The sequence below is a fragment of the Enterobacter sp. AN-K1 genome (genome assembly GCF_020971765.1).
GTDB lineage: Bacteria > Pseudomonadota > Gammaproteobacteria > Enterobacterales > Enterobacteriaceae > Enterobacter > Enterobacter hormaechei_C.
This window is the reverse complement of record NZ_CP087390.1, coordinates 888267-912060: the sequence shown is the minus strand read 5'-3', so window position 1 is coordinate 912060 and position 23794 is coordinate 888267. Positions and strand designations below refer to the sequence as shown.

The window sequence follows — 23794 nt, the reverse complement described above, 5'->3', positions numbered from 1 at the left end:
CTTTTCGGGAGAATTATGCAATCCTCTGTTAATCAAAAAGAGAGCCGAACCTTCTTCGGCCATCCTTATCCGCTCGGTTCGCTGTTCTTCACCGAGATGTGGGAGCGTTTTTCGTTTTACGGTATTCGCCCGCTACTGATTCTGTTTATGGCCGCCACCGTCTATGACGGCGGGATGGGCCTGGCGCGTGAAAACGCCTCGGCGATTGTCGGCATCTTTGCCGGCACCATGTACCTCGCTGCGCTGCCGGGCGGCTGGCTGGCGGATAACTGGCTCGGCCAGCAGCGGGCCGTCTGGTACGGTTCGATTTTGATTGCGCTCGGGCACCTGTCGATCGCCCTGTCGGCCATCATGGGCGACAACCTGTTCTTCATCGGCCTGATGTTTATCGTGCTCGGCTCCGGCCTGTTCAAGACCTGTATCTCGGTCATGGTCGGCACCCTGTATAAAAAAGGCGATGCGCGTCGTGACGGCGGTTTCTCGCTGTTCTATATGGGCATCAACATGGGCTCGTTCATTGCCCCTCTGATTTCCGGCTGGCTGATTAAAACCCACGGCTGGCACTGGGGCTTTGGTATCGGTGGTATCGGGATGCTGGTCGCCCTGATTATCTTCCGCGTGTTTGCCGTTCCGGCCATGAAGCGCTACGACAGTGAAGTCGGTCTGGACTCCACCTGGAACAGTCCGGTAGTGAAACGTAACGGCGTGGGTGCCTGGCTGCTGGCGCTGGCTGTGGGTGTTGCAATCATCGTAACGTTGATTGCCCAGGGCGTGATTGTGATTAATCCGGTCGCGGTCGCCAGCGTGTTGGTGTATGTGATTGCCGCCTCCGTCGCGCTCTACTTCATCTATCTGTTCATCTTCGCCGGGCTGAATCGCAAAGAGCGCGCAAGGCTGCTGGTGTGCTTTATTCTGCTGGTCTCCGCCGCGTTCTTCTGGTCCGCGTTCGAGCAGAAGCCAACCTCCTTCAACCTGTTCGCCAACGACTACACTAACCGCATGATCGGTGATTTTGAGATCCCGGCGGTGTGGTTCCAGTCGATCAATGCCCTGTTCATCATTCTGCTGGCCCCGGTATTTAGCTGGGCATGGCCGAAGCTGGCGAGCAAAAACATTCGTCCGAGCAGCATCACCAAGTTCGTGATCGGTATTCTGTGCGCGGCGGCGGGCTTTGGCCTGATGATGCTGGCGGCGCAGAACGTGCTGAGCAACGGTGGGGCAGGGGTTTCTCCGTTCTGGCTGGTGGGCAGTATCCTGATGCTGACGCTCGGGGAACTGTGCCTGAGTCCGATTGGTCTGGCGACCATGACCCTGCTGGCGCCGGAGAGAATGCGCGGCCAGATGATGGGCCTGTGGTTCTGCGCCAGTGCGCTGGGTAACCTGGCTGCGGGGCTGATTGGTGGTCACGTGAAGGCCGACCAGCTGGATATGCTGCCAGACCTCTTTGCCCGTTGCTCCATTGCGCTGCTGATTTGTGCTGCGGTGCTGATCGTCCTCATTGTTCCGGTGCGCCGCATGCTGGAAAATGCGCAGACTAAACCGGCCGCTAACGCCTGATAAACCTCGACCTTGCCGGGGTGGCGTTATGCCCCGGCAATTGACTTAACGAGGTAAGAACATGCTGTTAGGGTTTGTTGGGCTTGGTGCTGTGGTTGAAACGGCTTACTTACCGGCAATACGAAATCTTTTTCCTGATACTCCGCGCTGTTTAGGTTTTGATATTCATCCCGAGAAGCAGCCTGAAGGGGTCACACGTTGCGCGTCGCTCGGTGAACTTCTTTCCCACCCGCTGGATACCCTGTTTATCACCACTTCCTCCCTGTACCACCTCGAGGTACTTGAGCAGGCGCTGGCCTCACCCGCGTCGCGTATTGTGGTAGAAAAACCGATTGTCGCCACGCTGCCCCAAATTGAAAAACTGAAAGCGCTGCTGGCTCAACCGGGAGCCGCCGACCGCGTGCTGGCGCTCGATCACTGGATGGCGCGTCTCGATAGCGTAAAGCAATCACTGGTCGCTCATATTTCTGACATCGTCAAAATCGAAGGCTTTTTGCAGGAGCCAAGCGGGTATAACGCCGAAGGAGAGCCCATTGCGCTCAACTTCGCCACCGGCGAGCCAGACGCGCGAACGCTTCGCCATCCAGATGGTGTGATTCTGGATATCGGTACGCACGTGCTGGCGATGCTGCGTGAAACGGTGCTTTACCTGGGCGGCAGTGACGATATGACGTTGCAGGTGGTGACAGCAAAAGACCGCCTGGGCCGCGAAATCGCAACGGGCGATCTGACCACGGCGGAAGGCGAGGCGCATTTGCAGGGAAGCATCAGCGGCGTGCCGGTGGACATCTGGCTTAACAAATACGCGGGGCCAGCGGGCGGGCAAAAGGGATTACGCTTCCATTTGCGCGACGGGCGCATCGTCAGCCACGACCGACGCGGCGCAGAAGATGTGCTGGAGCTGATTAAGGGTAAAGAAATTCAGCGCTGGCATATTCCCGGTACGATCTACGAGCATTGCCTTGCGGAGCATATTCTGGGAGCAAAAAGTCTCTTTGAACGGGATCCGCACCAGGTGAGCCGCACGACGCGCCGCAGGGTCGAGGAGGTGACGCTGCTGCTGACCTTACAGCAACAGTTGCGTGGCCCGCACTGAACGCGACGTGGTAAAATTATCGCAGACCTGAACGCTTTGAAGGAGTCACCATGACGATTACCTGCCCGGATTGCCAGACACCGCTGGAGCCCCTGAACGGGGTAGCGCACTGCGAAAATTGTAATAAAGATATCGCGCTCGAAGCCCGCTGCCCGGAGTGTCATCAGCCACTCCAGGTACTAAAAGCCTGCGGTGCGGTGGACTATTTTTGCCAGAACGGCCACGGTCTTATCTCTAAAAAACGCGTGGAGTTTGTTCGGGCTGAAGGTTAATCGCACACGCAGCCTTCACCTTTCTGCCACAGTTCCACCAGCGACTCGGGTGCTTCCTGCTCGGGTACCAGCACGATGATATCGGCGTAGTGCGCCTGATTTTGGCCGGTCCAGATAATCTGGATGCGGAAATAGCGCTGGTCACCGCTGCCGGGGGAAGAGGCTTGCCCGGGCGGCTGGCCGCGCGGGAAAGCCTGCTCAAGAATGCTCACCAGGCGCTGGCGCTGGGCCTCATTAAGCGAGGAGAGCGCAATGGTGCGCTGGCCGCTCAGCTTAGGGATAAAGGCGACGCCGCCTTCCCGGGCCAGCTCAACCACGGCGTCATCCGTCAGTTCCGGAACCTGCATTTACAGTACTCCCACCTGTTCCCAGGCTTGTTTAATGGCCGCCCCAACGTCGCTACCGGAGCGTTTCTCGCCGTGCGCGATCGTCAGTTTTGCAAAGGCATCAAAATCCGCATCCTGCGCCAGGTTGCGATCGCAAACCGTGTCGTACCAGGCATAACCCGCTTTTTCCCAGGCGTAGCCACCGATCGCCGTTGCGGCCAGGTAAAACGCGCGGTTGGGGATGCCGGAGTTAAGATGCACGCCGCCGTTATCCTCGCGCGTTTTGATGAAGTCTTTCATGTGCGCGGGCTGCGGGTCTTTGCCGAGCAGCGGATCGTCGTAGGCGGTACCGGGTTCAGACATGGAACGTAGCCCTTTCCCGTTGATACCCTCCGCCAGCAGACCCTCGCCAATCAGCCAGTCTGCTTTATCGGCGGTTTGCTTAAGATGGTATTGCTTCACCAGCGAGCCAAACACGTCTGACAGCGACTCGTTCAGCGCGCCCGACTGTTCAAAATAGATCAGTCCGGCTTCGGTCTCGGTCACGCCGTGGCTCAGCTCATGCGCCACCACGTCGATGGCAATGGTGAAGCGGTTGAAGATTTCTCCGTCACCGTCGCCAAAGACCATCTGCTGGCCGTTCCAGAAGGCGTTCTGATATTCCCGACCATAATGCACGGTGCCGGTGAGGATCAGCCCTTTGTTATCGAGCGAATCGCGCTGATATTCTTTCCAGAAGAAATCATGGGTGATACCCAGATAATCGTACGCTTCATCCACCGCCACATCGCCGTTGGAGGGCTGGCCTTCATAGCGCACCTGGCTACCCGGCAGCTCCTGGGTCTGTTTCGCATCGTAGATGTCACGCTCAAGCTGACCGGCTTTATTCACATGCGGCGCGGCGGGTTTGCCCGGCATATGGGCCATCAGCGTCTGGATGTGGGTTAAGGTCTGACGGGCGCAGCGCTGCTGCGGCTCAGAACCGCTTTCGATAATTCGACGAAGAATATACGGAGGGATGACGCTATGAAGATGGGGCATGCTGCTCTCCTTATTAAAAAAGGCAATAGCAGCAGTATAGTTTGTAACCGGCGAAGATTTATCCGCTTTTACGCTGGCGCGTTTTTTTCACCGGTTTGATCTCTTTCACCTCACTCTCGACCCAGCCGTCAGAAAGCCGGGTGGTGAGCACATCCCCGGCTTTAACCTGTTTCGTTTGTTTCAGCACTTTGCCGTCCGTCGCGGTGGTCACACTATAGCCGCGAGCCAGCGTGGAGAGCGGGCTGACGGCTTCCAGATGGGTGACCGCATTGCCGAAACGCTCGCGCGTGGTGCTCAGGCGTGAGCGGATATTTTCCGCGAGGCGGAACTCAAGCTGCTGGATCCGCGTTTGCGCGCGATAAATCTTCGGCTGCGGATTCTGCTGGTTCAGACGCTGCGTCGTGCGCTGCTGGCGCGATACCGCCCGCTTAAGCTGGTTATCCAGCGCGAAGTTCATCCGCTGACGCAGACGTTCCAGCACGGTTTGCTGACGCGCCAGACGCAATTGCGGATGCTGCTGTTGCAGACGATGGTGAAGCTGGGTAAAGCGGCGGGTACGGTTGGCGAGGAAGTAGTCCATCGCCATCTCCAGGCGCTGCTGCCCGTTCTGGATCTGACGCAGCAGCTCCAGCTGGTTACGGCTGACCACCTCTGCCGCCGCGGACGGCGTGGGCGCGCGTAAATCCGCGACAAAATCGGCAATCGTCACATCCGTTTCGTGACCGACGGCGCTTACCACCGGGATAAGGCTGGCAAAGATTGCCCGCGCCACGCGCTCGTCGTTAAAACTCCACAGGTCTTCCAGCGAGCCGCCGCCGCGCCCAACGATCAGGACATCACACTCCTGACGCGCATTCGCCAGCTCAATGGCGCGCACGATCTGCCCCGGCGCATCGTCACCCTGAACGGCAGTCGGGTAGATAATGACGGGCAGGGAAGGGTCACGGCGCTTCAGGACATGCAAAATATCGTGCAGGGCCGCACCGGTTTTCGAGGTGATAACCCCAACGCAGTGGGCAGGTGAGGGCAAGGGCTTTTTGAACTGCTGGTCAAACAACCCCTCAGCCGAAAGCATGGCTTTAAGCTGCTCGTATTTCTGTTGCAACAAGCCTTCGCCCGCGGGCTGCATGCTCTCGACGATAATCTGATAATCGCCGCGCGGCTCATACAGGGTAATATTGGCGCGAACCAGAACCTGCTGGCCATGCTGAGGGCGAAACGTCACGCGACGGTTGCTGTTGCGGAACATCGCGCAGCGCACCTGAGCGGTGTCGTCTTTCAGCGTAAAGTACCAGTGTCCGGAAGCGGGCTGTGTGAAGTTAGAGATTTCACCGCTGATCCAGACCTGTCCCATTTCCTGCTCAAGCAGCAAACGCACCGTCTGATTAAGGCGGCTGACAGTATAAATTGAGGGGGATTGAGAGGATAACATGTGAGCGGGATCAAATTCTAAATCAGCAAGTTATTCAGTCGATAGTAACCTGCTGAGAGGTGAGCGCAAGCATTTTTTTCAAAAAAGTGTGGATGCAATCGGTTACGCTCTGTATAATGCCACGGCAATATTTAACCACCCAGGTCAGAGATATTGCCCATGCTACGTATCGCTAAAGAAGCACTGACGTTTGACGACGTCCTCCTCGTTCCCGCTCACTCCACCGTTCTGCCGAATACTGCCGACCTCAGCACGCAGTTGACGAAAACCATTCGTCTGAACATTCCTATGCTCTCCGCAGCAATGGACACCGTGACTGAAGCGCGTCTGGCTATCGCCCTGGCACAGGAAGGCGGCATTGGCTTTATCCACAAAAACATGTCTATTGAGCGTCAGGCGGAAGAAGTTCGCCGCGTGAAGAAGCATGAATCCGGTATCGTGTCCGATCCTCAGACCGTTCTGCCAACCACCACGCTGCACGAAGTGAAAGCTCTGACCGAGCGTAACGGCTTCGCAGGCTACCCGGTAGTCACTGAAGACAACGAACTGGTCGGCATCATTACCGGTCGTGACGTGCGTTTCGTGACTGACCTGAACCAGCCTGTCAGCGTCTACATGACGCCAAAAGAGCGTCTGGTGACCGTGCGTGAAGGCGAAACCCGCGACGTGGTGCTGGCGAAAATGCACGAAAAACGCGTTGAGAAAGCGCTGGTTGTGGACGCGAACTTCCACCTGCGCGGCATGATCACCGTTAAAGATTTCCAGAAAGCAGAACGTAAACCGAACGCCTGTAAAGACGAGCATGGCCGTCTGCGCGTCGGCGCTGCGGTTGGCGCAGGTGCGGGTAACGAAGAGCGCGTTGACGCGCTGGTTGCTGCGGGCGTTGACGTGCTGCTGATTGACTCCTCCCACGGCCACTCCGAAGGCGTTCTGCAACGTATTCGTGAAACCCGTGCTAAATACCCGGATCTCCAGATCATCGGCGGTAACGTAGCAACCGGCGCAGGCGCTCGCGCGCTGGCGGAAGCGGGTTGCAGCGCGGTGAAAGTGGGTATCGGTCCTGGCTCTATCTGTACCACCCGTATCGTCACCGGCGTAGGCGTGCCGCAGATCACCGCGGTTTCTGACGCGGTTGAAGCGCTGGAAGGTACCGGTATTCCGGTAATCGCGGACGGCGGTATCCGTTTCTCTGGCGACATCGCCAAAGCGATCGCCGCAGGTGCCGCAGCCGTGATGGTGGGCTCCATGCTGGCCGGTACCGAAGAATCCCCGGGTGAAATCGAACTCTACCAGGGGCGTTCTTATAAATCCTACCGCGGTATGGGCTCCCTGGGCGCGATGTCTAAAGGTTCCTCTGACCGTTACTTCCAGACCGATAACGCTGCTGACAAACTGGTGCCGGAAGGTATTGAAGGCCGCGTGGCGTATAAAGGCCGCCTGAAAGAGATCATTCACCAGCAGATGGGCGGCCTGCGCTCCTGTATGGGGCTGACCGGCTGTGGTACCATTGACCTGCTGCGTACCAAAGCGGAATTCGTACGCATCAGCGGTGCGGGTATCCAGGAGAGCCACGTTCACGACGTGACGATCACCAAAGAGTCCCCGAACTACCGTCTGGGCTCCTGATAAATTTCCGCGCCCGGCTCAATGCCGGGCGCTTTGTTTTGTTTCACTTGCCTCGGAATTAGCGTCAATGACGGAAAACATTCATAAACATCGCATTCTCATCCTGGACTTTGGTTCTCAGTACACTCAGCTGGTGGCGCGCCGCGTGCGTGAACTGGGCGTTTACTGTGAGCTGTGGGCGTGGGATGTCACGGAAGCACAGATTCGCGAGTTCAATCCAAGCGGCATCATCCTGTCCGGCGGCCCGGAAAGCACTACCGAAGAGAACAGCCCGCGTGCGCCGCAGTACGTGTTCGAAGCGGGCGTACCGGTGTTCGGCGTTTGCTACGGCATGCAGACCATGGCGATGCAGCTGGGCGGCCACGTAGAAGGCTCTAACGAGCGTGAGTTCGGCTACGCACAGGTTGAAGTCGTCACCGACAGCGCGCTGGTGCGCGGTATCGAAGACTCCCTGACCGCAGACGGCAAACCGCTGCTGGACGTGTGGATGAGCCACGGCGACAAAGTCACCGCTATCCCGTCCGACTTCGTGACCGTTGCCAGCACTGAAAGCTGCCCGTTCGCCATCATGGCGAACGAAGAAAAACGTTTCTACGGCGTGCAGTTCCACCCGGAAGTGACCCACACCCGTCAGGGTATGCGCATGCTGGAGCGCTTCGTGCGTGACATCTGCCAGTGTGAAGCCCTGTGGACCCCGGCAAAAATCATCGACGATGCCGTGGAGCGTATCCGCCAGCAGGTTGGCGATGACAAAGTGATCCTCGGCCTCTCCGGCGGCGTGGACTCCTCCGTGACCGCGATGCTGCTGCACCGCGCCATCGGTAAAAACCTGACCTGCGTCTTCGTGGACAACGGTCTGCTGCGTCTGAACGAAGCCCAGCAGGTTATGGACATGTTTGGCGACCACTTCGGTCTGAACATCGTTCACGTGGAAGGCGAGCAGCGCTTCCTGGACGCGCTGAAAGGCGAGAACGATCCGGAAGCGAAACGTAAAATCATCGGTCGCGTGTTCGTGGAAGTGTTCGACGAAGAAGCGCTGAAGCTGGAAGATGTGAAATGGCTGGCGCAGGGCACCATCTACCCTGACGTGATCGAGTCTGCGGCCTCCGCTACCGGTAAAGCGCACGTCATCAAATCTCACCACAACGTGGGCGGACTGCCGAAAGAGATGAAGATGGGCCTGGTTGAGCCATTGCGTGAGCTGTTCAAAGACGAAGTGCGTAAGATCGGCCTGGAGCTGGGTCTGCCGTACGACATGCTCTACCGTCACCCGTTCCCGGGCCCGGGTCTCGGCGTACGCGTGCTGGGCGAAGTGAAGAAAGAGTACTGCGACCTGCTGCGTCGCGCGGACGCGATCTTCATCGAAGAGCTGCACAAAGCTGACCTGTACAACAAAGTGAGCCAGGCGTTCACCGTGTTCCTGCCGGTTCGCTCGGTCGGCGTGATGGGCGATGGCCGTAAGTACGACTGGGTAGTCTCCCTGCGTGCGGTGGAAACCATCGACTTCATGACCGCGCACTGGGCGCACCTGCCGTATGACTTCTTAGGCCGCGTGTCTAACCGCATCATCAACGAAGTGAACGGCATTTCCCGCGTGGTGTATGACATCAGCGGCAAGCCACCGGCGACGATCGAGTGGGAGTAAGCCCATAACCTTTCCTGCGAAGTTATAAGCAGGTAAGACTGATAAAACCCTCTGATTACAGAGGGTTTTTCTTTTTGGCCGATATCCGGCCCGGCGGTGAACTACTGGCTCATCTGCCGCGATTCACGGCAGCCGATACTGCGTCGCCATGCGCCGGGTGCCTGACCATACTGACGCTTAAAGCTGCGGTTGAAGGACTGCTGAGAGTCAAAGCCCAGCGCGATCGCCACGTTCAGAATCGGTTCATCGCTGTGGGCCAGGCGCTCAACCGATTTTTGCAGCTTTTGCGCGCGAATATATTCGGCGAGAGGGGAGCCGGTATGTTCTTTGAAAAGCCGCTGGAGGTGCCATTTCGAATAGCCGGCTCGCCTGGAGACGGTTTCAATGTCCAGACGGCTATCGAGGTTGTTGTCGATCCAGTCGAGTAAATCGTGAATGAATGCACCCGTGTTCATTTTGCTTCCCCCTACGCCACGCATTAAAAAGCATCTTTGTTTGTTGCACTTAAAGGTGACCCGTTTTTACATTAATTGCAAGTTTTATTGTTGCATTTAAATCCCTTCTCAAAACGCGTGATTTATCTTCGCCGCAAATAGCACATAAAGTGCAACAATTATTCTTGCACTTAATTAAGCGCCTTCCTACAATCGCCGCGATAGTGTATTCGCAACTGTTACATTTTTGTGGCGATGAACGACACAAATGGCCTTCAGCCAGCTACCGGACAAAGGAAGTGGCGCGGCGCCTCCCGCTGCGTCTTGCCCGGCGGCTACAATAACCGGAATAAAAATAATGAGCCTGCAAAAAACCTGGGGTAACTTTCATCTGAGCGCGATGGGGGTGGTTTTACTCTCCGCGCTTCTCGTCGGGTGCGATGACAGCGTCGCGCAAAATGCCGCGCCGCAAGCGCCCGTTGTCAGCGCTGCTGACGTGGTGGTGAAATCCATTAGCCAGTGGGACAGCTTTAACGGTCGCATTGAAGCGGTGGAAAGCGTTCAGCTGCGTCCGCGCGTCTCCGGCTACATTGAGAAAGTGAATTACACCGACGGCCAGGAGGTGAAAAAGGGCGAGGTGCTGTTCACGATTGATGACCGAACCTATCGCGCCGCGCTGGAACAGGCGCAGGCGAACCTGGCGAGAGCCAAAACGCAGGCCAGTCTGGCGCGAAGCGAGGCTAACCGTACCGATAAATTAGTCAATACCAACGTGGTATCCCGTGAAGAGTGGGAGCAGCGCCGTTCCGCCGCTACCCAGGCGCAGGCCGATATTCGCGCCGCGCAGGCGGCGGTGGACGCCGCGCAACTTAACCTCGACTTCACCAAAGTGACCGCGCCTATCGACGGTCGCGCCAGCCGGGCGCTGATCACCAGCGGTAACCTGGTGACGGCGGGCGACAGCGCCAGCGTGCTCACCACCCTGGTCTCGCAGAAGACGGTTTATGTCTACTTCGACGTGGACGAGTCAACCTACCTTCACTATCAGAACCTGGCCCGCAGCGGGCAGCGGGTGTCCGGCGATCATGCGGCGCTGCCGGTGGAGATTGGCCTGACGGGCGAGGAGGGCTATCCCCATCAGGGCAAAGTGGATTTCCTGGATAACCAGCTCACGCCGGGTACCGGAACGATCCGCATGCGCGCGCTGCTGGATAACTCACAGCGTCAGTTCACGCCTGGACTCTTTGCCCGCGTGCGTCTGCCGGGCAGTGCGGAATTTAAAGCCACGCTTGTTGACGATAAGGCGGTGCTGACCGATCAGGATCGTAAATATGTCTATATCGTGGATAAAGACGGGAAAGCGCAGCGCCGCGACATTACGCCCGGGCGTCTGGCCGACGGTTTACGTATCGTACAGCAGGGGCTGAATCCTGGGGATAAAGTCATCGTCGATGGTTTACAAAAAGTGTTTATGCCGGGTATGCCGGTTAACGCGAAAACCGTTGCCATGACCGCCAGCGCCGCCCTCAACTGATCCCTTACCTGAGAATCCAATCCATGGACTTTTCCCGTTTTTTCATCGACAGGCCGATTTTTGCCGCCGTACTGTCGATTCTGATTTTTATCACAGGATTAATCGCCATCCCGCTGCTGCCGGTGAGCGAATACCCTGACGTCGTGCCGCCAAGCGTGCAGGTGCGCGCCGAGTACCCGGGCGCCAACCCGAAAGTGATTGCCGAGACCGTGGCGACGCCGCTGGAAGAGGCGATCAACGGCGTTGAGAACATGATGTACATGAAATCCGTCGCGGGCTCCGACGGCGTGCTGGTGACTACCGTCACCTTCCGTCCGGGCACCGACCCGGATCAGGCGCAGGTTCAGGTGCAAAACCGCGTCGCGCAGGCCGAAGCGCGTCTGCCGGAAGACGTGCGGCGTCTGGGCATCACGACTCAGAAACAGTCGCCAACGCTGACGCTGGTGGTGCATCTGTTTTCGCCTGGCGGTAAGTACGATTCACTGTATATGCGTAACTACGCCACGCTGAAGGTGAAGGACGAGCTGGCGCGTCTGCCCGGCGTGGGGCAGATTCAGATTTTCGGCTCGGGTGAATACGCGATGCGCGTCTGGCTGGACCCGAACAAGGTCGCGGCCCGCGGGCTGACCGCTTCGGACGTGGTCACGGCGATGCAGGAGCAGAACGTGCAGGTGTCCGCCGGGCAGCTTGGCGCCGAGCCGCTGCCGAAAGAGAGCGATTTCCTGATCTCCATTAACGCCCAGGGCCGCCTGCATACCGAAGACGAGTTCGGCAACATTGTCCTGAAAACCACGCAGGATGGTACGGTCGTCCGACTGCGCGACGTGGCGCGTGTCGAGATGGGGTCCGGCAGCTACGCGCTGCGCTCCCAGTTGAACAATAAAGACGCGGTCGGGATTGGTATCTTCCAGTCGCCGGGGGCAAACGCCATCGATCTGTCTAACGCGGTACGCGCCAAAATGGACGAACTGTCCACACGATTCCCGGACGATATGAAATGGGCGGCGCCTTACGACCCGACGGTGTTTGTACGCGACTCGATCCGCGCTGTGGTGCAAACGCTGCTGGAAGCGGTGGTGCTGGTCGTGCTGGTGGTGATCCTGTTCCTGCAAACCTGGCGCGCGTCGATAATCCCGCTGATTGCGGTGCCGGTATCGGTAGTGGGCACGTTCAGTATTCTCTACCTGCTGGGCTTTTCGCTGAATACCCTGAGCCTGTTCGGGCTGGTGCTGGCGATTGGTATCGTGGTGGACGATGCCATCGTGGTGGTGGAAAACGTCGAACGAAATATCGAAGAGGGGCTCGCCCCACTTGCGGCAGCGCATCAGGCGATGCGTGAAGTGTCCGGACCGATTATTGCCATTGCGCTGGTGCTGTGTGCGGTATTCGTTCCGATGGCGTTCCTCTCCGGCGTGACCGGTCAGTTCTACAAGCAGTTTGCGGTAACGATAGCCATTTCCACGGTGATTTCCGCGATCAACTCGCTGACGCTCTCGCCAGCGCTGGCCGCGCTGCTGTTGAAGCCGCATGGCGCCCCGAAAGATTTCCCGACCCGGCTTATCGATCGTCTGTTCGGCTGGATTTTCCGTCCGTTTAACCGCTTTTTCCACCGCAGCTCGACTGGCTATCAGGGGCTGGTGGGCAAAACGCTCGGCCGACGCGGGGCAGTGTTCGTGGTTTATTTGCTGCTGCTTTGCGCTGCGGGCGTGATGTTTAAAGCCGTTCCCGGCGGGTTTATTCCGACGCAGGATAAGCTGTACCTGATCGGCGGCGTGAAAATGCCGGAAGGCTCGTCGCTGGCGCGCACCGATGCGGTGATCCGCAAAATGAGCGAAATCGGGATGAATACCGAAGGCGTGGATTATGCGGTCGCGTTTCCTGGCCTGAATGCGCTCCAGTTCACCAATACGCCGAACACCGGGACGGTCTTCTTTGGCCTGAAGCCTTTCGACCAGCGTAAACATACTGCGGCGGAAATAAACGCGGAGATCAACGCGAAAATCGCGCAAATCCAGCAGGGCTTTGGCTTCTCGATTCTGCCGCCGCCGATTTTAGGTCTGGGCCAGGGATCGGGCTATTCGCTGTATATTCAGGATCGTGCTGGTCTGGGCTATGGCGCGCTGCAAAACGCGGTGAACACCATGTCCGGGGCGATTATGCAGACGCCGGGGATGCATTTCCCTATCTCAACCTACCAGGCAAACGTTCCGCAGCTGGATGTACAGGTTGACCGTGATAAGGCGAAAGCGCAGGGCGTGTCGCTCACCGATCTCTTCGGGACGCTGCAAACCTATCTGGGCTCGTCTTATGTGAATGACTTCAACCAGTTCGGTCGCACCTGGCGCGTAATGGCACAGGCCGACGGGCAGTTCCGCGACAGCGTGGAAGATATCGCGAATTTACGCACCCGTAATAGCCAGGGTGAAATGGTGCCGATTGGCAGTATGGTGAAAATCACGACCACCTACGGTCCGGACCCGGTGATCCGCTACAACGGCTACCCGGCGGCGGATCTGATTGGCGATGCCGACCCGCGCGTGCTCTCTTCCGCGCAGGCGATGACGCAGCTGGACGGTATGTCTAAGCAGATCCTGCCGAACGGGATGAATATTGAATGGACGGACCTGAGCTTCCAGCAGGCCACCCAGGGCAACACGGCGCTGATCGTCTTCCCGGTCGCGGTGCTGCTGGCGTTCCTGGTGCTGGCGGCGCTGTATGAAAGCTGGACGCTGCCCCTGGCGGTGATCCTCATAGTGCCGATGACGATGCTCTCCGCGCTGTTCGGCGTCTGGCTGACCGGGGGCGATAACAACGTCTTCGTGCAGGTAGGGCTGGTGGTACTGATGGGGCTGGCCTGTAAAAACGCGATTCTTATCGTGGAGTTTGCCCGCGAGCTGGAAATTCAGGGCAAAGGCATTATGGAGGCCGCGCTGGAAGCGTGCCGCCTACGTTTACGCCCGATTGTAATGACCTCTATCGCCTTTATTGCCGGGACCATTCCACTGATCCTTGGTCACGGGGCAGGGGCAGAAGTGCGCGGCGTCACCGGGATCACCGTGTTCGCCGGGATGCTGGGTGTGACGCTGTTTGGTCTGTTCCTGACGCCGGTCTTTTACGTGACGCTGCGTAAGTTCGTGACGCGCGGTAAAGCGGAAAGAGAGGTGTTGCCTGCGTAGGACGTAGCAGATAGCAAAAAGCCGCCTTCACAATGAAGGCGGCTTTTTTTTCGCAGTCTGTCAGGATTAGGGCGCTTTTTTATGCTGTGTGCAGAGTTCCGGCACCGGATCGCACCCGCTGGTATCGGCTTTTTTCACCTCTTCCAGCGCGCTGGCGACGGTATGGCGCGCTAAAACCGCTAACGAAGCCTGCTCCGCTTCATCAGCGATTGATTTGAAGTACCAGCAGGCGTTGGCGCTGACCACGCAGCGGGCCGGGACGTCAGGACGGGACGCCCACAGCTTTTTATCTTCAGTGACGGAGAGGTAGATATCACGCAGGGTAATCTCTTCCGCCGGGCGGCCAAGGTGAATAGAGCCGTTGCGGCCAAGCGTGGAGACGATAATGCCGTCGCGGGCGAGAGGAACCATTAATTTGCGGATAAAGCTCGGATTCGCTTCCAGGCCGTAAGCCAGGATTGCACTCGTCGAACGTTCACCCGATTGCTCCGCCATCGCTACGCTGAGAACCATCTGCAAAGCTGTCGGGAAGCGGTAATCTAACATTTTTCTGTCCTGGGTTGCGGTGAATCTTGTTCTTTTTGGCACCGCAGAGGTGAATAATCAGTAAGTAACAATATAACAAATACGGTAATTTTATTGAAGCAATCTGCGGCATACGTGAAGTAACGCTGCGCTGACACATGTCAGGACGTGTAGCGCCGCGTTTACGTTCATGCGAACGCCGGATTCGGGAAATCAACGGTCACCATAAGACCGCCTTCGGCTGACTTACTCAGATTGACCCTGCCGTTGTGTTGCTGCGTAACGGCTTTAACGATAGCAAGCCCCAGTCCACTCCCGCTTTGGGTCTGATTAGGATCGCGGAAGAACCTGTCGAACACACGCTCCCGCAATTCAACCGGAATGCCGGGACCCGCGTCTGAGACGCGCAGCTGAGCGGACTTGTCACGCGATTGCAGTTGTACCTCAATGCGTCCACCCTCAGGGCTGTACTTCACGGCATTCTCAATCAAATTGTCGATCAGCGATACCAGACGTTCCCGAATGCCTGCGACATGGATTTCATCATCGGCGATGAATTCAAACTCAATTCTGCGCCCGGACGCCAGTGGTTCCAGGGCAGCCATTCGCTCCTGAATAAGCGTCGTCAGTGGCACAGGCGACATCACCGTGCTGATGTGCGCTTCGCTGTGCATCATCAGCAGAAGCTGATTGACGAGACGCGCAGCACGGCTATTGCTGCGAACAATGCCCGCAAGCAGCTCCTGCTGGCTTTCGCTGATGACCCAGGACTGCAACGCCTCGACGTTGATCCGCATCGCGGCCAGAGGCGTACGCAGTTCGTGTGCGGCATCGGCAATAAACATTCTTTCCCTTTCGGCGCTTTCCCGCACCCTGGCCAGAAAGTCATTAATCGCGTCGACTGTCTGGCGAAGCTCCCTGTGTCTGGGGACGGCTTTTAAAGGCGAGAGATCGTCCGGCGTGCGCAATGAAATTTCATTCACCACCTTGTTCCAGGGGCGCATCGCGATGCGGATGGACAGCCACGCGGGGAACAGAAGAAAAGGGATGCATATCATCAGCGGCATGACGTAGTAGCCGCGCGAGTTCAGATAGATAAAGAAATTCCAGCTACCGGCAGGGGTAAAAAGGGTGACTTCCACGTCGGAGTGCGCGGATTTGAGGGTACGGCTCGTCCATGTATGGTCCTCACTCTGGACATGCTGCATGACCCCCAGACGGCTATTTTTTACCCCCGTTGGCGCACCATCCGAAGAAAAAATAATCTCGTTATTCTTGCGAACAATGAGGTTGATGGACAGCTCCGGATCTTCGCCGCCGCCATACCCCTCCCGCAGCGCCTTGCTGAACGCTGCCAGCACGGCATCACGCGCCTGCGGGCGATCGTCCATACTCTCCACCAGGGAAAAAACGGTTTCGTAAGTCTCACTGCCCGTCAGTATGGGAGGGCTACGCAGGTCTTCCAGCAAAATGAAGGTTAAAAAGAGACACCAGAGCAACGTAAGCAGCAGCATCTGGGCGACCAGCATTCGCCTGACCAGCGTGGGAAGCCGGAGGTGGTGCCAAAAATTACGCATCAACCTGCCGCCTTCTGAACGGGTACGGTATCGATGACATACCCAACGCCTCTTACCGTTCGCACAAAGCCATCGCCAATTTTTCGCCGCAGGTTACCCATATGCACGTCAAGCGCGTTGCTGAGGTTTTCTTTCGTGCCAAATATCCTTTCTTCCAGATACCGTCGCGTAAGCACGCGATCGGCGCGCAGCATTAACGTTTCAAGCAGCGCATATTCGCTTGCCGTCAGCTCAACGTGGCGTGCGCTCACCGTTACGCGACGCGTCGGAATATGAAGCGACAAACCGCGAATTTCTATTGCCTCATTTTCAAAACCGTAACTGCGCCGCGCAAGGGCTCTCACGCGCGCCAGCAGTTCGGCGAGAACAAAAGGTTTGACCAGATAATCGTCTGCACCTGCATCCAGCCCGCACAGGCGGTCCTGTAGCGTGCCTCGCGCCGTCAGGATGATGACAGGGACGCCCTTAAGCTGTTGACGCAGGCGCGTCATCAGGCTCATGCCATCGCCATCGGGCAGCCCCAGGTCGAGCAAAATAAGTTCCGGCACGCAGATCCCAAGCTGATGCAGCGCATCCTCTTTGCGGCGTACCCATATGACATCAAATCCTTGATCTGCAAGGGCGATACGCACGCCATTGCCGAGATCCAGGTCGTCTTCAATTAGTAGAATTTTCACATTGGTAACTGTATCAACAGTGCATGAAGAACAACTGAAGAAAAAACGGTAACAGGAATTCTACAGGGTTTACAGAACCTTCACGTGCTTCAGCATTTCTTCATTTACGGCTCATAAGAACCTTAGGGTGAGTATTCAGAATGGGCGCTCTGGCGTTTAACACCGCTTGTATCGCAATCATCTGAATCCAAAGGGCTTCTTTAATGAGAAACATCACACTGCGTAATAGTTTCCCCCGTTCACGCATCGGTCGCAGCATGAAAAGCATCTTGCCGGGGGCCGTCCTGGCGTTACTGGCTACCCCGACCCTGGCGGCAGATCAGCCTCAGGGCAACGTGTTAACCCTGGGAGGCGGCGTGGATGTTGCGCCACGCTATTCCGGTTCGGACAAGAGCCGGGTCTCTGCGGCTCAGGTGGTTGATTACGCGATGGCCAATGGTTTTTTTGTCAGCACCACGCGGGGGATCGGCTACGGCAACAGCTTTGGTAACCTGGACTACAACGCAGCGCTGAGCTATCGCGCAGGACGTAAGGATCGCGACGTAAGCAGCGATTCGATCGCCTCCGGCAGCGACGACCTGCGAGGAATGGGTGACATTAAAGGCTCAGCTATCGTTGTGCCAGGGCTGGGATACAGGGTGACTGACTGGCTGACCGTGCAGTTGCAGGCAGAGGTCCCGGTTTCTGAGAGAGACAATGGTGAAGCTGTGCATTTCGGCATTGCCAGCCCGCTCTATACATCTCCGAAAAATGTGTTAACGCTGGCGCTGACCGGTAGCTGGGGATCCAGTAAGTATGTGCAAACCTACTACGGGGTGAATGCCGCCCAGTCGGCCGCATCGGGTTTTGCCCGACACGATGCCGGATCGGGAATATATGCGTATTCGCTGAACCTGGACTGGACCCATAAGCTTACCTCCCGCTGGAGCCTGCTTGCCGCAGCTGGCGTTACGCAGCTGACGGGAGAGGCTGGCGATAGCCCCATTGTTCAGCGAAAAACGTCTCCTGTGGGAAGTTTGAAGGTGACGTACAGCTTCTGATGGTTCAGCGAGGGGGAAGGTGCGTTTGTGACAAAACCGCACATAACCCCGTTGCAGGAGCCGGAAGTGCATAAAGCCCGCAGGATGGCGTGGCCCGAAGTCGGACCGTTCATCATGCGGGCTTTTTTATCACTGTTGACCCGATAACGCCTGTTCAATCGTACGGGTAATGACGTCCGGCTGACTGACCATCGATACATGGCTTGCCGCTACCTCCGTGGTGTTGGCGTTGATTTTCTTCGCCATTGCGCGCTCTAGCTCAGGATTGATCATCCGGTCATTTTTGCTGACCACATACCAGCTCGGTTTGTCATGCCAGGCGGCATGCGCGATTTTCTCCCCAAACGCATCGGCCTTAATGGGGCCCTGCGTCGCGGCAATCACGCTGCGCTCAACGTCCTTCACGTCAGGGGCAAAATTCTCGCTGACCGCTTTTGTCGGCAGATATAAATACCCCTCTGTGGTTTTAGCGAGGCTGGCGGTCCCTGGCGGAGCAGGGTAGCTATTTGCCAGATCTGCCGTCGACTGGCCGGAATCCGGCGCAAAAGCGGCAACGTAAACCAGTGACTTCACGCGGGCATTGTTTCCCGCCTCGCTGATTACCGTCCCGCCCCAGGAGTGACCGACCAGCACCACATCCCCATGAGCCCGGGCGATAGCACGCTGCGTGGCGGCGACATCATCTTTCAGAGACGTGAGCGGAAGTTGTACCGCAATGACCTCGGTATGGTGTTTTTGCAGCCGGGTAATCACCTTATTCCAGCTGCTGCCGTCGGCAAACGCCCCGTGCACCAGCACCACGCTGGCTTTCGTCTCTGCCAGCGCGCTGGTGGAAACCGCCAGCACCATCGCTGTTAATACAGACAATGCTTTCATAACAGGCTCCTTAAAAGTGATGAACCGCGGCGTGTGGCGGCACGGTGAATTCAACGGTTTTATGGTCGATGGGTTTATGCGTCGGGTCGGCAACGACGATCGTCACTTTGTGCTTTCCTGCGGGCAGCCCGACCAGGATCACCGGCTCGCCGCTGGTATCAGCCCAGTGCCAGGGCGCGTCATCCACCACAACGTGAATATGGCCGATACGCGGAGTGACTTTCAGCGCGTCGGGTCCAAATACAGGTTCAATGCGCAGGTTTTCGACACGGTACTGAATAAAGACCGCACCTTTACTTAGCGGTCCCGCCAGCGGCGGATCGACAATCAGTTTTGCTGGCGGCTGGGGGTGTTCAGGCGGGGCGACGGCGGCTGGACCGTTGACATCAGCGGCGCTCAGGCCATCCAACGGTGCGGCCATTGCGCCAGCAAAGGACGTCAGCGCAAATACAGGAAGCAGGAAATATCGACGAATCATCTGTGTCTCTCCTCATCAGTTTATTATGGCGAGGGATACAGAAGACCATTTTTATGTATCGGGGATGTTTGCTTTTGCGGGCGTTTTGTACCGGTTTGTCAGCGTAGCGCTCGGGATACAGTGCGATACAGTTTGTCTTCCGGGAGCGAACACGCTTTAGCGCTCGGGCGAATCCACCACAAGACCTGATTGCTGCGACTGAATTTTGTCCTGATGGTGATACCAGGCGCCAATGGAGGAATAAACAAAGCGGCCAAAGAAAAACAGGAAACTGATGAGCAGTATGATGCGGGTCATCCGGGTGTTAAATCGATGTCGTTTTCGCATACGCGTAGCCTGACTCACTTTCTTTTCCTGAGTATACCCTTTTGGGCGATACGGCTATTAAGGCACAGCCGCAAGTCAGGGTCAATTCGGCGAAATGTAAAATACCGTCAATGCTTACATTAATTTATGTTATTAAAAACAACGCTTTTATTTATCGCATTGATAATTACAGGAAAAATATTCAAAAAAAACGTAAGAAAGGTTTATTCAGATAAATTAATTTGATTTAGGTCAACCGCATCCCGTCGTTGCTATTTAAAATCCCTCCTCCACTGTGCTTGCCAGGAATTTTCCGGGCAATGTGTACGTCAGGTTGGATGCCTGTCTTCATTTACCCTCTGGATCGCAAGGGTTGTAAACGAGCATCTATGAATATTCATCATATCCTGAAGCAAAATAAAGACCGCTGGTGGGCTCTTCCTCTTATTTTACCCGTCGTGTTACTCCCGGTGCTAAGTGTGGCTAATACCTTAACGCAGCTGGGCGACGGTATCGTTGCGCTCTATTATCTCCCGCTCTCTTTTCTGCTGGCGCTGCTGCTGTTCTTTGGCCTGGAAGCCCTCCCCGGGGTGGTGGTATCGCTGTTTTTACGTTATTACCCCTCCGTTGGGTTATTTGAAACCGTGGCTGGCATTCTGCATTTTATCATTCCTCTGGTGCTCAGCTGGGGCGGTTATCGCGTGTTTGCGCCCCGGCGCAATATGACCGCTTACGGTGACATACGCCTGATGGGGCAGCGTATCTTCTGGCAGGTGTTTTGTCCGGCAACGCTTTTTCTGGTGCTGTTTCAGTTTGCGGTTTATCTCGGCGTCTATGAGAGCCGCCAGAGCCTCGCAGGACTGAATCCCCTCAATATTCGGACCCTTATTAACTATCAGGGGCTGCTGGTGAGCGGGCTGACGGGCGTGCCGCTAAGCTACCTGCTGATCCGCCTGATACGTCATCCGCGCTATATCAAGGGACTGATGTCCCAGCTCCGCGCGCAAATAGACAAAAAGGTGACGGCCTTTGAGTTTGTGGTGTGGTTTTTAGCCCTGGGCGGGTTGCTGGTCATGCTGCTGCTGCCCATGAATGCAAACAGTTCCATTTTCAGTACCAACTACACCTTGTCCCTGCTGATGCCCGTGATGCTCTGGGGGGCGATGCGCTTTGGCTACAAGCTGATGTCACTCATCTGGACGCCGGTCCTGCTGGTGTCGATTCACTTTTTTTATCACTACATTCCGGTGCAAGAGGGGTATGGCATTCAGCTGGCGATCACCTCATCCAGCTATCTGGTCTTTTCCTTCGTTGTGACGTACATGTCGATGCTGGCGACACGTCAGCGGGCCATCAATATTCGCTCCCGCAGTCAGGCTTTTCTCGATCCGGTGGTGCATATGCCCAACCTGCGGGCGCTGTCGCGCGAGCTGGCCAGTCATCCGTGGTCAGCGCTCTGTTTACTGCGCGTGCCCGAGCTGGAGGTGCTGGGACGCAATTACGGCGTGATGCTGCGGATCCAGTATAAACAGCAGCTGGCGCAATGGATAAACGGCACCCTTCAGCCCAATGAGCGAGTCTATCACCTCACCGGGTATGACATGGCGGTGCGTCTGGAGGCGGAGTCGCATCAACAGCGCATTGAAACGCTGGACGAGCATATCAAGCAGTTTGTTTTTATCTGGGATGGTATGCCGGTACAGCCTCAGGTCGGCGTGAGCTATTGCTATGTACGCTCACCCGTCAATCATCTCTATCTGGTGCTGGGGGAACTGGGTATCGTGGCCGATCTCTCCCTTTCTACCAACCACCCGGAAAATCTTCAGCAGCGCGGGGCTGTTCATTTGCAGCGTAGCCTGAAAGATAAGGTCGCGATGATGAGTCGTTTGCAGGCCGCGCTGGAGCAGGACGCTTTTACCCTGCTGGTTCAGCCTGTTCGCGGGCTGCGCGGTGATTGTTATCACGAGGTGCTGCTGCGAATGCGTGATGATAACGGGGCGCTGATCTTTCCCGAGCAGTTCCTGCCCATTGCACAGGAGTTTGGTTTATCGTCGCGTGTTGATTTATGGGTACTGGAGCATACGTTGAGTTTTCTGGCACAGCACCGCCAGCGTTTGCCGGGCCAGCGCTTTGCGATCAACCTCGCACCTTCTACCGCCTACAGGGCGCAGTTCCCGCTTGAAGTGAGCCGCCTGTTAGCCAAATACGCCGTTGAAGCGTGGCAGCTGATCTTTGAAGTGACCGAAAGCAGCGCCTTTGGTCATGCGGATCTGGCGGCGTCGACCCTCAGGAAATTACAAAAAATGGGCATCCGGATCGCCATTGATGATTTTGGCACGGGCTACGCCAGCTATGCGCGGTTAAAAAGCGTGGACGCAGACATTCTCAAAATCGACGGCGGTTTTATTCGCAATATTGTCAGCAACAGCCTGGATTACCAGATTGTGGCTTCCATTTGCCATCTGGCCCGGATGAAGAAAATGCTGGTGGTGGCGGAATATGTGGAAACGGAAGAGATACGTAGCGCGGTGCACGCGCTAGGTATCGATTATGTGCAGGGCTATTTGATTGGCTTGCCGACTGAGCTTGATACGTTGCTCAACACGCAGCCTTCTCAGGAGAGCGCCTGAGCCGTTACGCTGCCGCCTCAGAACTCTCTTCTTCAATCTTCAACAGCCAGCCGGTGACCGCTTCCCAGTACTGCTGCTCTTTTTCCAGATCCAGCAGCACCAGCGCGTTCTGGCTAAACCAGTCGTGCGGGAAGCTCAGCGTCCAGTGATAGTCATCCGTTTTTAGCTTCAGCGTCGGCGGCGTGGTGGTTGCCTGTCGCTGATTATTGAGCAACACGCCCAGGCGCAACAGCTGAATAAGCGGCAGGAACTGCTTTTTCTTAAATAACGTAAAGCGCGGCAGATCGTCGAGCTTGATGGCTTTGCGGTGATAGCGCACCAGCGTCGCCATCATGGTTTGCTGCTCCTGGTTGAAACCAGGCAGATCGCTGTTTTGCAGAATATAGGCTGAATGGCGATGCATTCCGCTGTGGTTAATGTTCAGCCCCACCTCGTGCAACATGGCGGCCCATTTCAACAGCGCGGCCAGCTGCGGATGCGCCAGCTTCGGATTCTGCTCCTCCCACTGCTCGTACATCTGAACCGTGGTTTCCAGCACCCGTTTCGCCTGTTCGCGGTCGATGTTGTACTGGTTGGCCAGGCTCTGCGCGGTGCGGCTGCGAATATCCTGATGACGGAAACGGCCTTCCATCTCATACAGTACGCCTTCACGCAGGGCGCCGTCAGAGAGGCGCAGCTCTTTGATCGCCAGCGCGTCAAACACGCCGCAGAGGATCGCCAGCCCCGGTACGAACACGGCTTTACGTTCGTCGGACAGACCCGGCAAACTCAGGGCGTCGAAGCTCTTATGCTTAAGCACCTCTTCGGTGAGTTTCACCAGGCGCTCAGGCGTAATAAACCCGTCTTTTTCACCCATTGCCAGCAGCACTTCATGGGCCGCTTTAATCGAACCCGATGCGCCCAGCGCCACGTTCCAGCCCTGAATACGGTATTGCCAGGCCAGATTTTCGAGTTTTTGTACGGCGGCCATGCGCGCGCGCTGGAAGTTTTCGCGGGTGATGACGCCGCCCGGGAAATACATCTGCGCGAAGCTGACGCAGCCCATACGGCGGCTTTCCACCAGACGCGGCTCGAAGTCTTCGCCAATCACCAGTTCCGTGGAACCACCGCCGATATCAATCACCAGCTTGCGGCCTTTTTCCGGCTGCGTATGCTCCACGCCCATAAAAATCAGGCGCGCTTCTTCGTTACCGGAGATGATCTCTATCGGGTAGGGGATAACCTTTTCCGCGCGCTTAAGAAACTCCGGCGCGTTCAGCGCCTGGCGTAGCGTATGCGTCCCGACGATGCAGACGCTGGACGGCGAAAAGCCTTGCAAACGTTCTGCGAACAGCGACAGACAGTTCAGCCCGCGCTCCATGGCCTCTTCGCTCAGCATGTTACGCGCGTCGAGACCATCGGCCAGATGCACACGCTGCTTCAGACGACCGATGATCTGCATCGCGCCATCCACCTCGCGGGCGATGACCATATGGAAACTGTTTGAGCCAAGATCGACCGCGGCGAACTCCTGCGGGCGTGGGGTATTATCGTTTATTGGCATAGG

The 23794-nt window shown here is 56.9% G+C and carries 20 protein-coding genes; 9 read left to right on the top strand and 11 right to left on the bottom strand.

Annotation, left to right across the window (positions count from 1 at the left end; translation table 11 throughout):
* Window positions 1-15: 15 nt before the first annotated feature.
* The 3 genes from LOC22_RS04310 to LOC22_RS04300 all read left to right on the top strand — a co-directional run bounded on the left by LOC22_RS04310 (window position 16) and on the right by LOC22_RS04300 (window position 2925).
* Window positions 16-1557 carry a peptide MFS transporter gene (locus LOC22_RS04310; RefSeq protein WP_015572174.1) on the top strand — a complete coding sequence of 514 codons (1542 nt, stop codon included), beginning with the start codon at window positions 16-18 and terminating at the stop codon, window positions 1555-1557.
* 61 nt (window positions 1558-1618) lie between these two features.
* Entirely contained in the window at window positions 1619-2653 is a 1035-nt protein-coding gene (locus LOC22_RS04305; protein WP_023304207.1) for a Gfo/Idh/MocA family oxidoreductase, read from the top strand.
* A gap of 50 nt (window positions 2654-2703) precedes the next feature.
* Window positions 2704-2925, top strand: a complete 222-nt coding sequence (locus LOC22_RS04300) for a zinc ribbon domain-containing protein (RefSeq protein WP_017692930.1) — start codon at window positions 2704-2706, stop codon at window positions 2923-2925.
* Here the strand turns inward: LOC22_RS04300 and LOC22_RS04295 are convergent.
* The 3 genes from LOC22_RS04295 to xseA are packed head-to-tail and all read right to left on the bottom strand — an operon-like array spanning window position 2922 to window position 5724.
* Window positions 2922-3272, bottom strand: a complete 351-nt coding sequence (locus tag LOC22_RS04295) for a protealysin inhibitor emfourin (protein ID WP_006811517.1) — start codon at window positions 3270-3272, stop codon at window positions 2922-2924. The two genes, LOC22_RS04300 and LOC22_RS04295, sit on opposite strands and share 4 nt — an antisense overlap.
* The gene (locus LOC22_RS04290) at window positions 3273-4292 is read right to left on the bottom strand and encodes a M4 family metallopeptidase (RefSeq protein WP_230239387.1); all 1020 of its coding nucleotides are present in this window, start codon (window positions 4290-4292) and stop codon (window positions 3273-3275) included.
* Between the two features lie 58 nt (window positions 4293-4350).
* Window positions 4351-5724 carry an exodeoxyribonuclease VII large subunit gene (gene xseA / locus LOC22_RS04285; RefSeq protein WP_047736704.1) on the bottom strand — a complete coding sequence of 458 codons (1374 nt, stop codon included), beginning with the start codon at window positions 5722-5724 and terminating at the stop codon, window positions 4351-4353.
* Window positions 5725-5883: 159 nt separating this feature from the next.
* On the opposite strand from xseA, the gene guaB reads away from it, so the two are divergent.
* Complete coding sequence (guaB, locus tag LOC22_RS04280; protein WP_003860601.1) at window positions 5884-7350, top strand: IMP dehydrogenase; 1467 nt, start codon at window positions 5884-5886, stop codon at window positions 7348-7350.
* A gap of 67 nt (window positions 7351-7417) precedes the next feature.
* Entirely contained in the window at window positions 7418-8995 is a 1578-nt protein-coding gene (guaA, locus tag LOC22_RS04275) for a glutamine-hydrolyzing GMP synthase (RefSeq protein WP_006811514.1), read from the top strand.
* A gap of 101 nt (window positions 8996-9096) precedes the next feature.
* Here guaA and LOC22_RS04270 read toward each other — a convergent pair whose 3' ends face one another.
* Entirely contained in the window at window positions 9097-9450 is a 354-nt protein-coding gene (locus tag LOC22_RS04270; protein WP_015572178.1) for a helix-turn-helix domain-containing protein, read from the bottom strand.
* Window positions 9451-9787: 337 nt separating this feature from the next.
* Here LOC22_RS04270 and LOC22_RS04265 point away from each other — a divergent pair, with 337 nt between their 5' ends.
* Together LOC22_RS04265 and oqxB are read left to right on the top strand one after the other, a co-directional pair.
* On the top strand, window positions 9788-10963 hold the full coding sequence (locus tag LOC22_RS04265; RefSeq protein WP_023295135.1) for an efflux RND transporter periplasmic adaptor subunit: 1176 nt from the start codon (window positions 9788-9790) through the stop codon (window positions 10961-10963).
* Window positions 10964-10986: 23 nt separating this feature from the next.
* Entirely contained in the window at window positions 10987-14139 is a 3153-nt protein-coding gene (oqxB, locus tag LOC22_RS04260; protein ID WP_017692935.1) for a multidrug efflux RND transporter permease subunit OqxB, read from the top strand.
* Between the two features lie 66 nt (window positions 14140-14205).
* Here the strand turns inward: oqxB and LOC22_RS04255 are convergent, their stop codons facing one another.
* The 3 genes from LOC22_RS04255 to LOC22_RS04245 form a co-directional block, all read right to left on the bottom strand.
* On the bottom strand, window positions 14206-14685 hold the full coding sequence (locus tag LOC22_RS04255) for an RrF2 family transcriptional regulator (protein ID WP_003860591.1): 480 nt from the start codon (window positions 14683-14685) through the stop codon (window positions 14206-14208).
* A gap of 167 nt (window positions 14686-14852) precedes the next feature.
* The gene (locus LOC22_RS04250) at window positions 14853-16241 is read right to left on the bottom strand and encodes a sensor histidine kinase (RefSeq protein ID WP_045337839.1); all 1389 of its coding nucleotides are present in this window, start codon (window positions 16239-16241) and stop codon (window positions 14853-14855) included.
* A complete protein-coding gene (locus LOC22_RS04245) occupies window positions 16241-16918 on the bottom strand; it encodes a response regulator (RefSeq protein ID WP_017383516.1) in 678 nt (225 codons plus the stop codon). Before LOC22_RS04245 ends, LOC22_RS04250 begins: the two co-directional genes overlap by 1 nt.
* 203 nt (window positions 16919-17121) lie before the next feature.
* Here LOC22_RS04245 and LOC22_RS04240 point away from each other — a divergent pair, with 203 nt between their 5' ends.
* Window positions 17122-17958, top strand: coding sequence for a MipA/OmpV family protein (locus tag LOC22_RS04240; RefSeq protein ID WP_032102791.1), 837 nt, complete (start codon window positions 17122-17124; stop codon window positions 17956-17958).
* A 129-nt stretch (window positions 17959-18087) separates the two neighbouring features.
* Here the strand turns inward: LOC22_RS04240 and LOC22_RS04235 are convergent, their stop codons facing one another.
* The 3 genes from LOC22_RS04235 to LOC22_RS04225 all read right to left on the bottom strand — a co-directional run bounded on the left by LOC22_RS04235 (window position 18088) and on the right by LOC22_RS04225 (window position 19639).
* Complete coding sequence (locus tag LOC22_RS04235) at window positions 18088-18834, bottom strand: alpha/beta fold hydrolase (RefSeq protein ID WP_045338590.1); 747 nt, start codon at window positions 18832-18834, stop codon at window positions 18088-18090.
* A 10-nt stretch (window positions 18835-18844) separates the two neighbouring features.
* Window positions 18845-19312, bottom strand: a complete 468-nt coding sequence (locus LOC22_RS04230; protein WP_015572184.1) for a DUF6130 family protein — start codon at window positions 19310-19312, stop codon at window positions 18845-18847.
* 156 nt (window positions 19313-19468) lie between these two features.
* The gene (locus LOC22_RS04225; protein ID WP_017383512.1) at window positions 19469-19639 is read right to left on the bottom strand and encodes a YfgG family protein; all 171 of its coding nucleotides are present in this window, start codon (window positions 19637-19639) and stop codon (window positions 19469-19471) included.
* Window positions 19640-20007: 368 nt separating this feature from the next.
* On the opposite strand from LOC22_RS04225, the gene LOC22_RS04220 reads away from it, so the two are divergent.
* The gene (locus LOC22_RS04220) at window positions 20008-22248 is read left to right on the top strand and encodes an EAL domain-containing protein (RefSeq protein WP_230239386.1); all 2241 of its coding nucleotides are present in this window, start codon (window positions 20008-20010) and stop codon (window positions 22246-22248) included.
* Window positions 22249-22252: 4 nt separating this feature from the next.
* Here LOC22_RS04220 and ppx read toward each other — a convergent pair whose 3' ends face one another.
* Window positions 22253-23791, bottom strand: coding sequence for an exopolyphosphatase (ppx, locus tag LOC22_RS04215; protein WP_003860570.1), 1539 nt, complete (start codon window positions 23789-23791; stop codon window positions 22253-22255).
* Window positions 23792-23794: the final 3 nt, after the last annotated feature.

Coding starts and splice junctions, on each gene's coding strand:
- LOC22_RS04310 (WP_015572174.1), top strand. CDS start 16: ATGCAATCCTCTGTTAATCAAAAAGAGAGCCGAACCTTCTTCGGCCAT.
- LOC22_RS04305 (WP_023304207.1), top strand. CDS start 1,619: ATGCTGTTAGGGTTTGTTGGGCTTGGTGCTGTGGTTGAAACGGCTTAC.
- LOC22_RS04300 (WP_017692930.1), top strand. CDS start 2,704: ATGACGATTACCTGCCCGGATTGCCAGACACCGCTGGAGCCCCTGAAC.
- LOC22_RS04295 (WP_006811517.1), bottom strand. CDS start 3,272: ATGCAGGTTCCGGAACTGACGGATGACGCCGTGGTTGAGCTGGCCCGG.
- LOC22_RS04290 (WP_230239387.1), bottom strand. CDS start 4,292: ATGCCCCATCTTCATAGCGTCATCCCTCCGTATATTCTTCGTCGAATT.
- xseA (WP_047736704.1), bottom strand. CDS start 5,724: ATGTTATCCTCTCAATCCCCCTCAATTTATACTGTCAGCCGCCTTAAT.
- guaB (WP_003860601.1), top strand. CDS start 5,884: ATGCTACGTATCGCTAAAGAAGCACTGACGTTTGACGACGTCCTCCTC.
- guaA (WP_006811514.1), top strand. CDS start 7,418: ATGACGGAAAACATTCATAAACATCGCATTCTCATCCTGGACTTTGGT.
- LOC22_RS04270 (WP_015572178.1), bottom strand. CDS start 9,450: ATGAACACGGGTGCATTCATTCACGATTTACTCGACTGGATCGACAAC.
- LOC22_RS04265 (WP_023295135.1), top strand. CDS start 9,788: ATGAGCCTGCAAAAAACCTGGGGTAACTTTCATCTGAGCGCGATGGGG.
- oqxB (WP_017692935.1), top strand. CDS start 10,987: ATGGACTTTTCCCGTTTTTTCATCGACAGGCCGATTTTTGCCGCCGTA.
- LOC22_RS04255 (WP_003860591.1), bottom strand. CDS start 14,685: ATGTTAGATTACCGCTTCCCGACAGCTTTGCAGATGGTTCTCAGCGTA.
- LOC22_RS04250 (WP_045337839.1), bottom strand. CDS start 16,241: ATGCGTAATTTTTGGCACCACCTCCGGCTTCCCACGCTGGTCAGGCGA.
- LOC22_RS04240 (WP_032102791.1), top strand. CDS start 17,122: ATGAGAAACATCACACTGCGTAATAGTTTCCCCCGTTCACGCATCGGT.
- LOC22_RS04235 (WP_045338590.1), bottom strand. CDS start 18,834: ATGAAAGCATTGTCTGTATTAACAGCGATGGTGCTGGCGGTTTCCACC.
- LOC22_RS04230 (WP_015572184.1), bottom strand. CDS start 19,312: ATGATTCGTCGATATTTCCTGCTTCCTGTATTTGCGCTGACGTCCTTT.
- LOC22_RS04225 (WP_017383512.1), bottom strand. CDS start 19,639: ATGCGAAAACGACATCGATTTAACACCCGGATGACCCGCATCATACTG.
- LOC22_RS04220 (WP_230239386.1), top strand. CDS start 20,008: ATGAATATTCATCATATCCTGAAGCAAAATAAAGACCGCTGGTGGGCT.
- ppx (WP_003860570.1), bottom strand. CDS start 23,791: ATGCCAATAAACGATAATACCCCACGCCCGCAGGAGTTCGCCGCGGTC.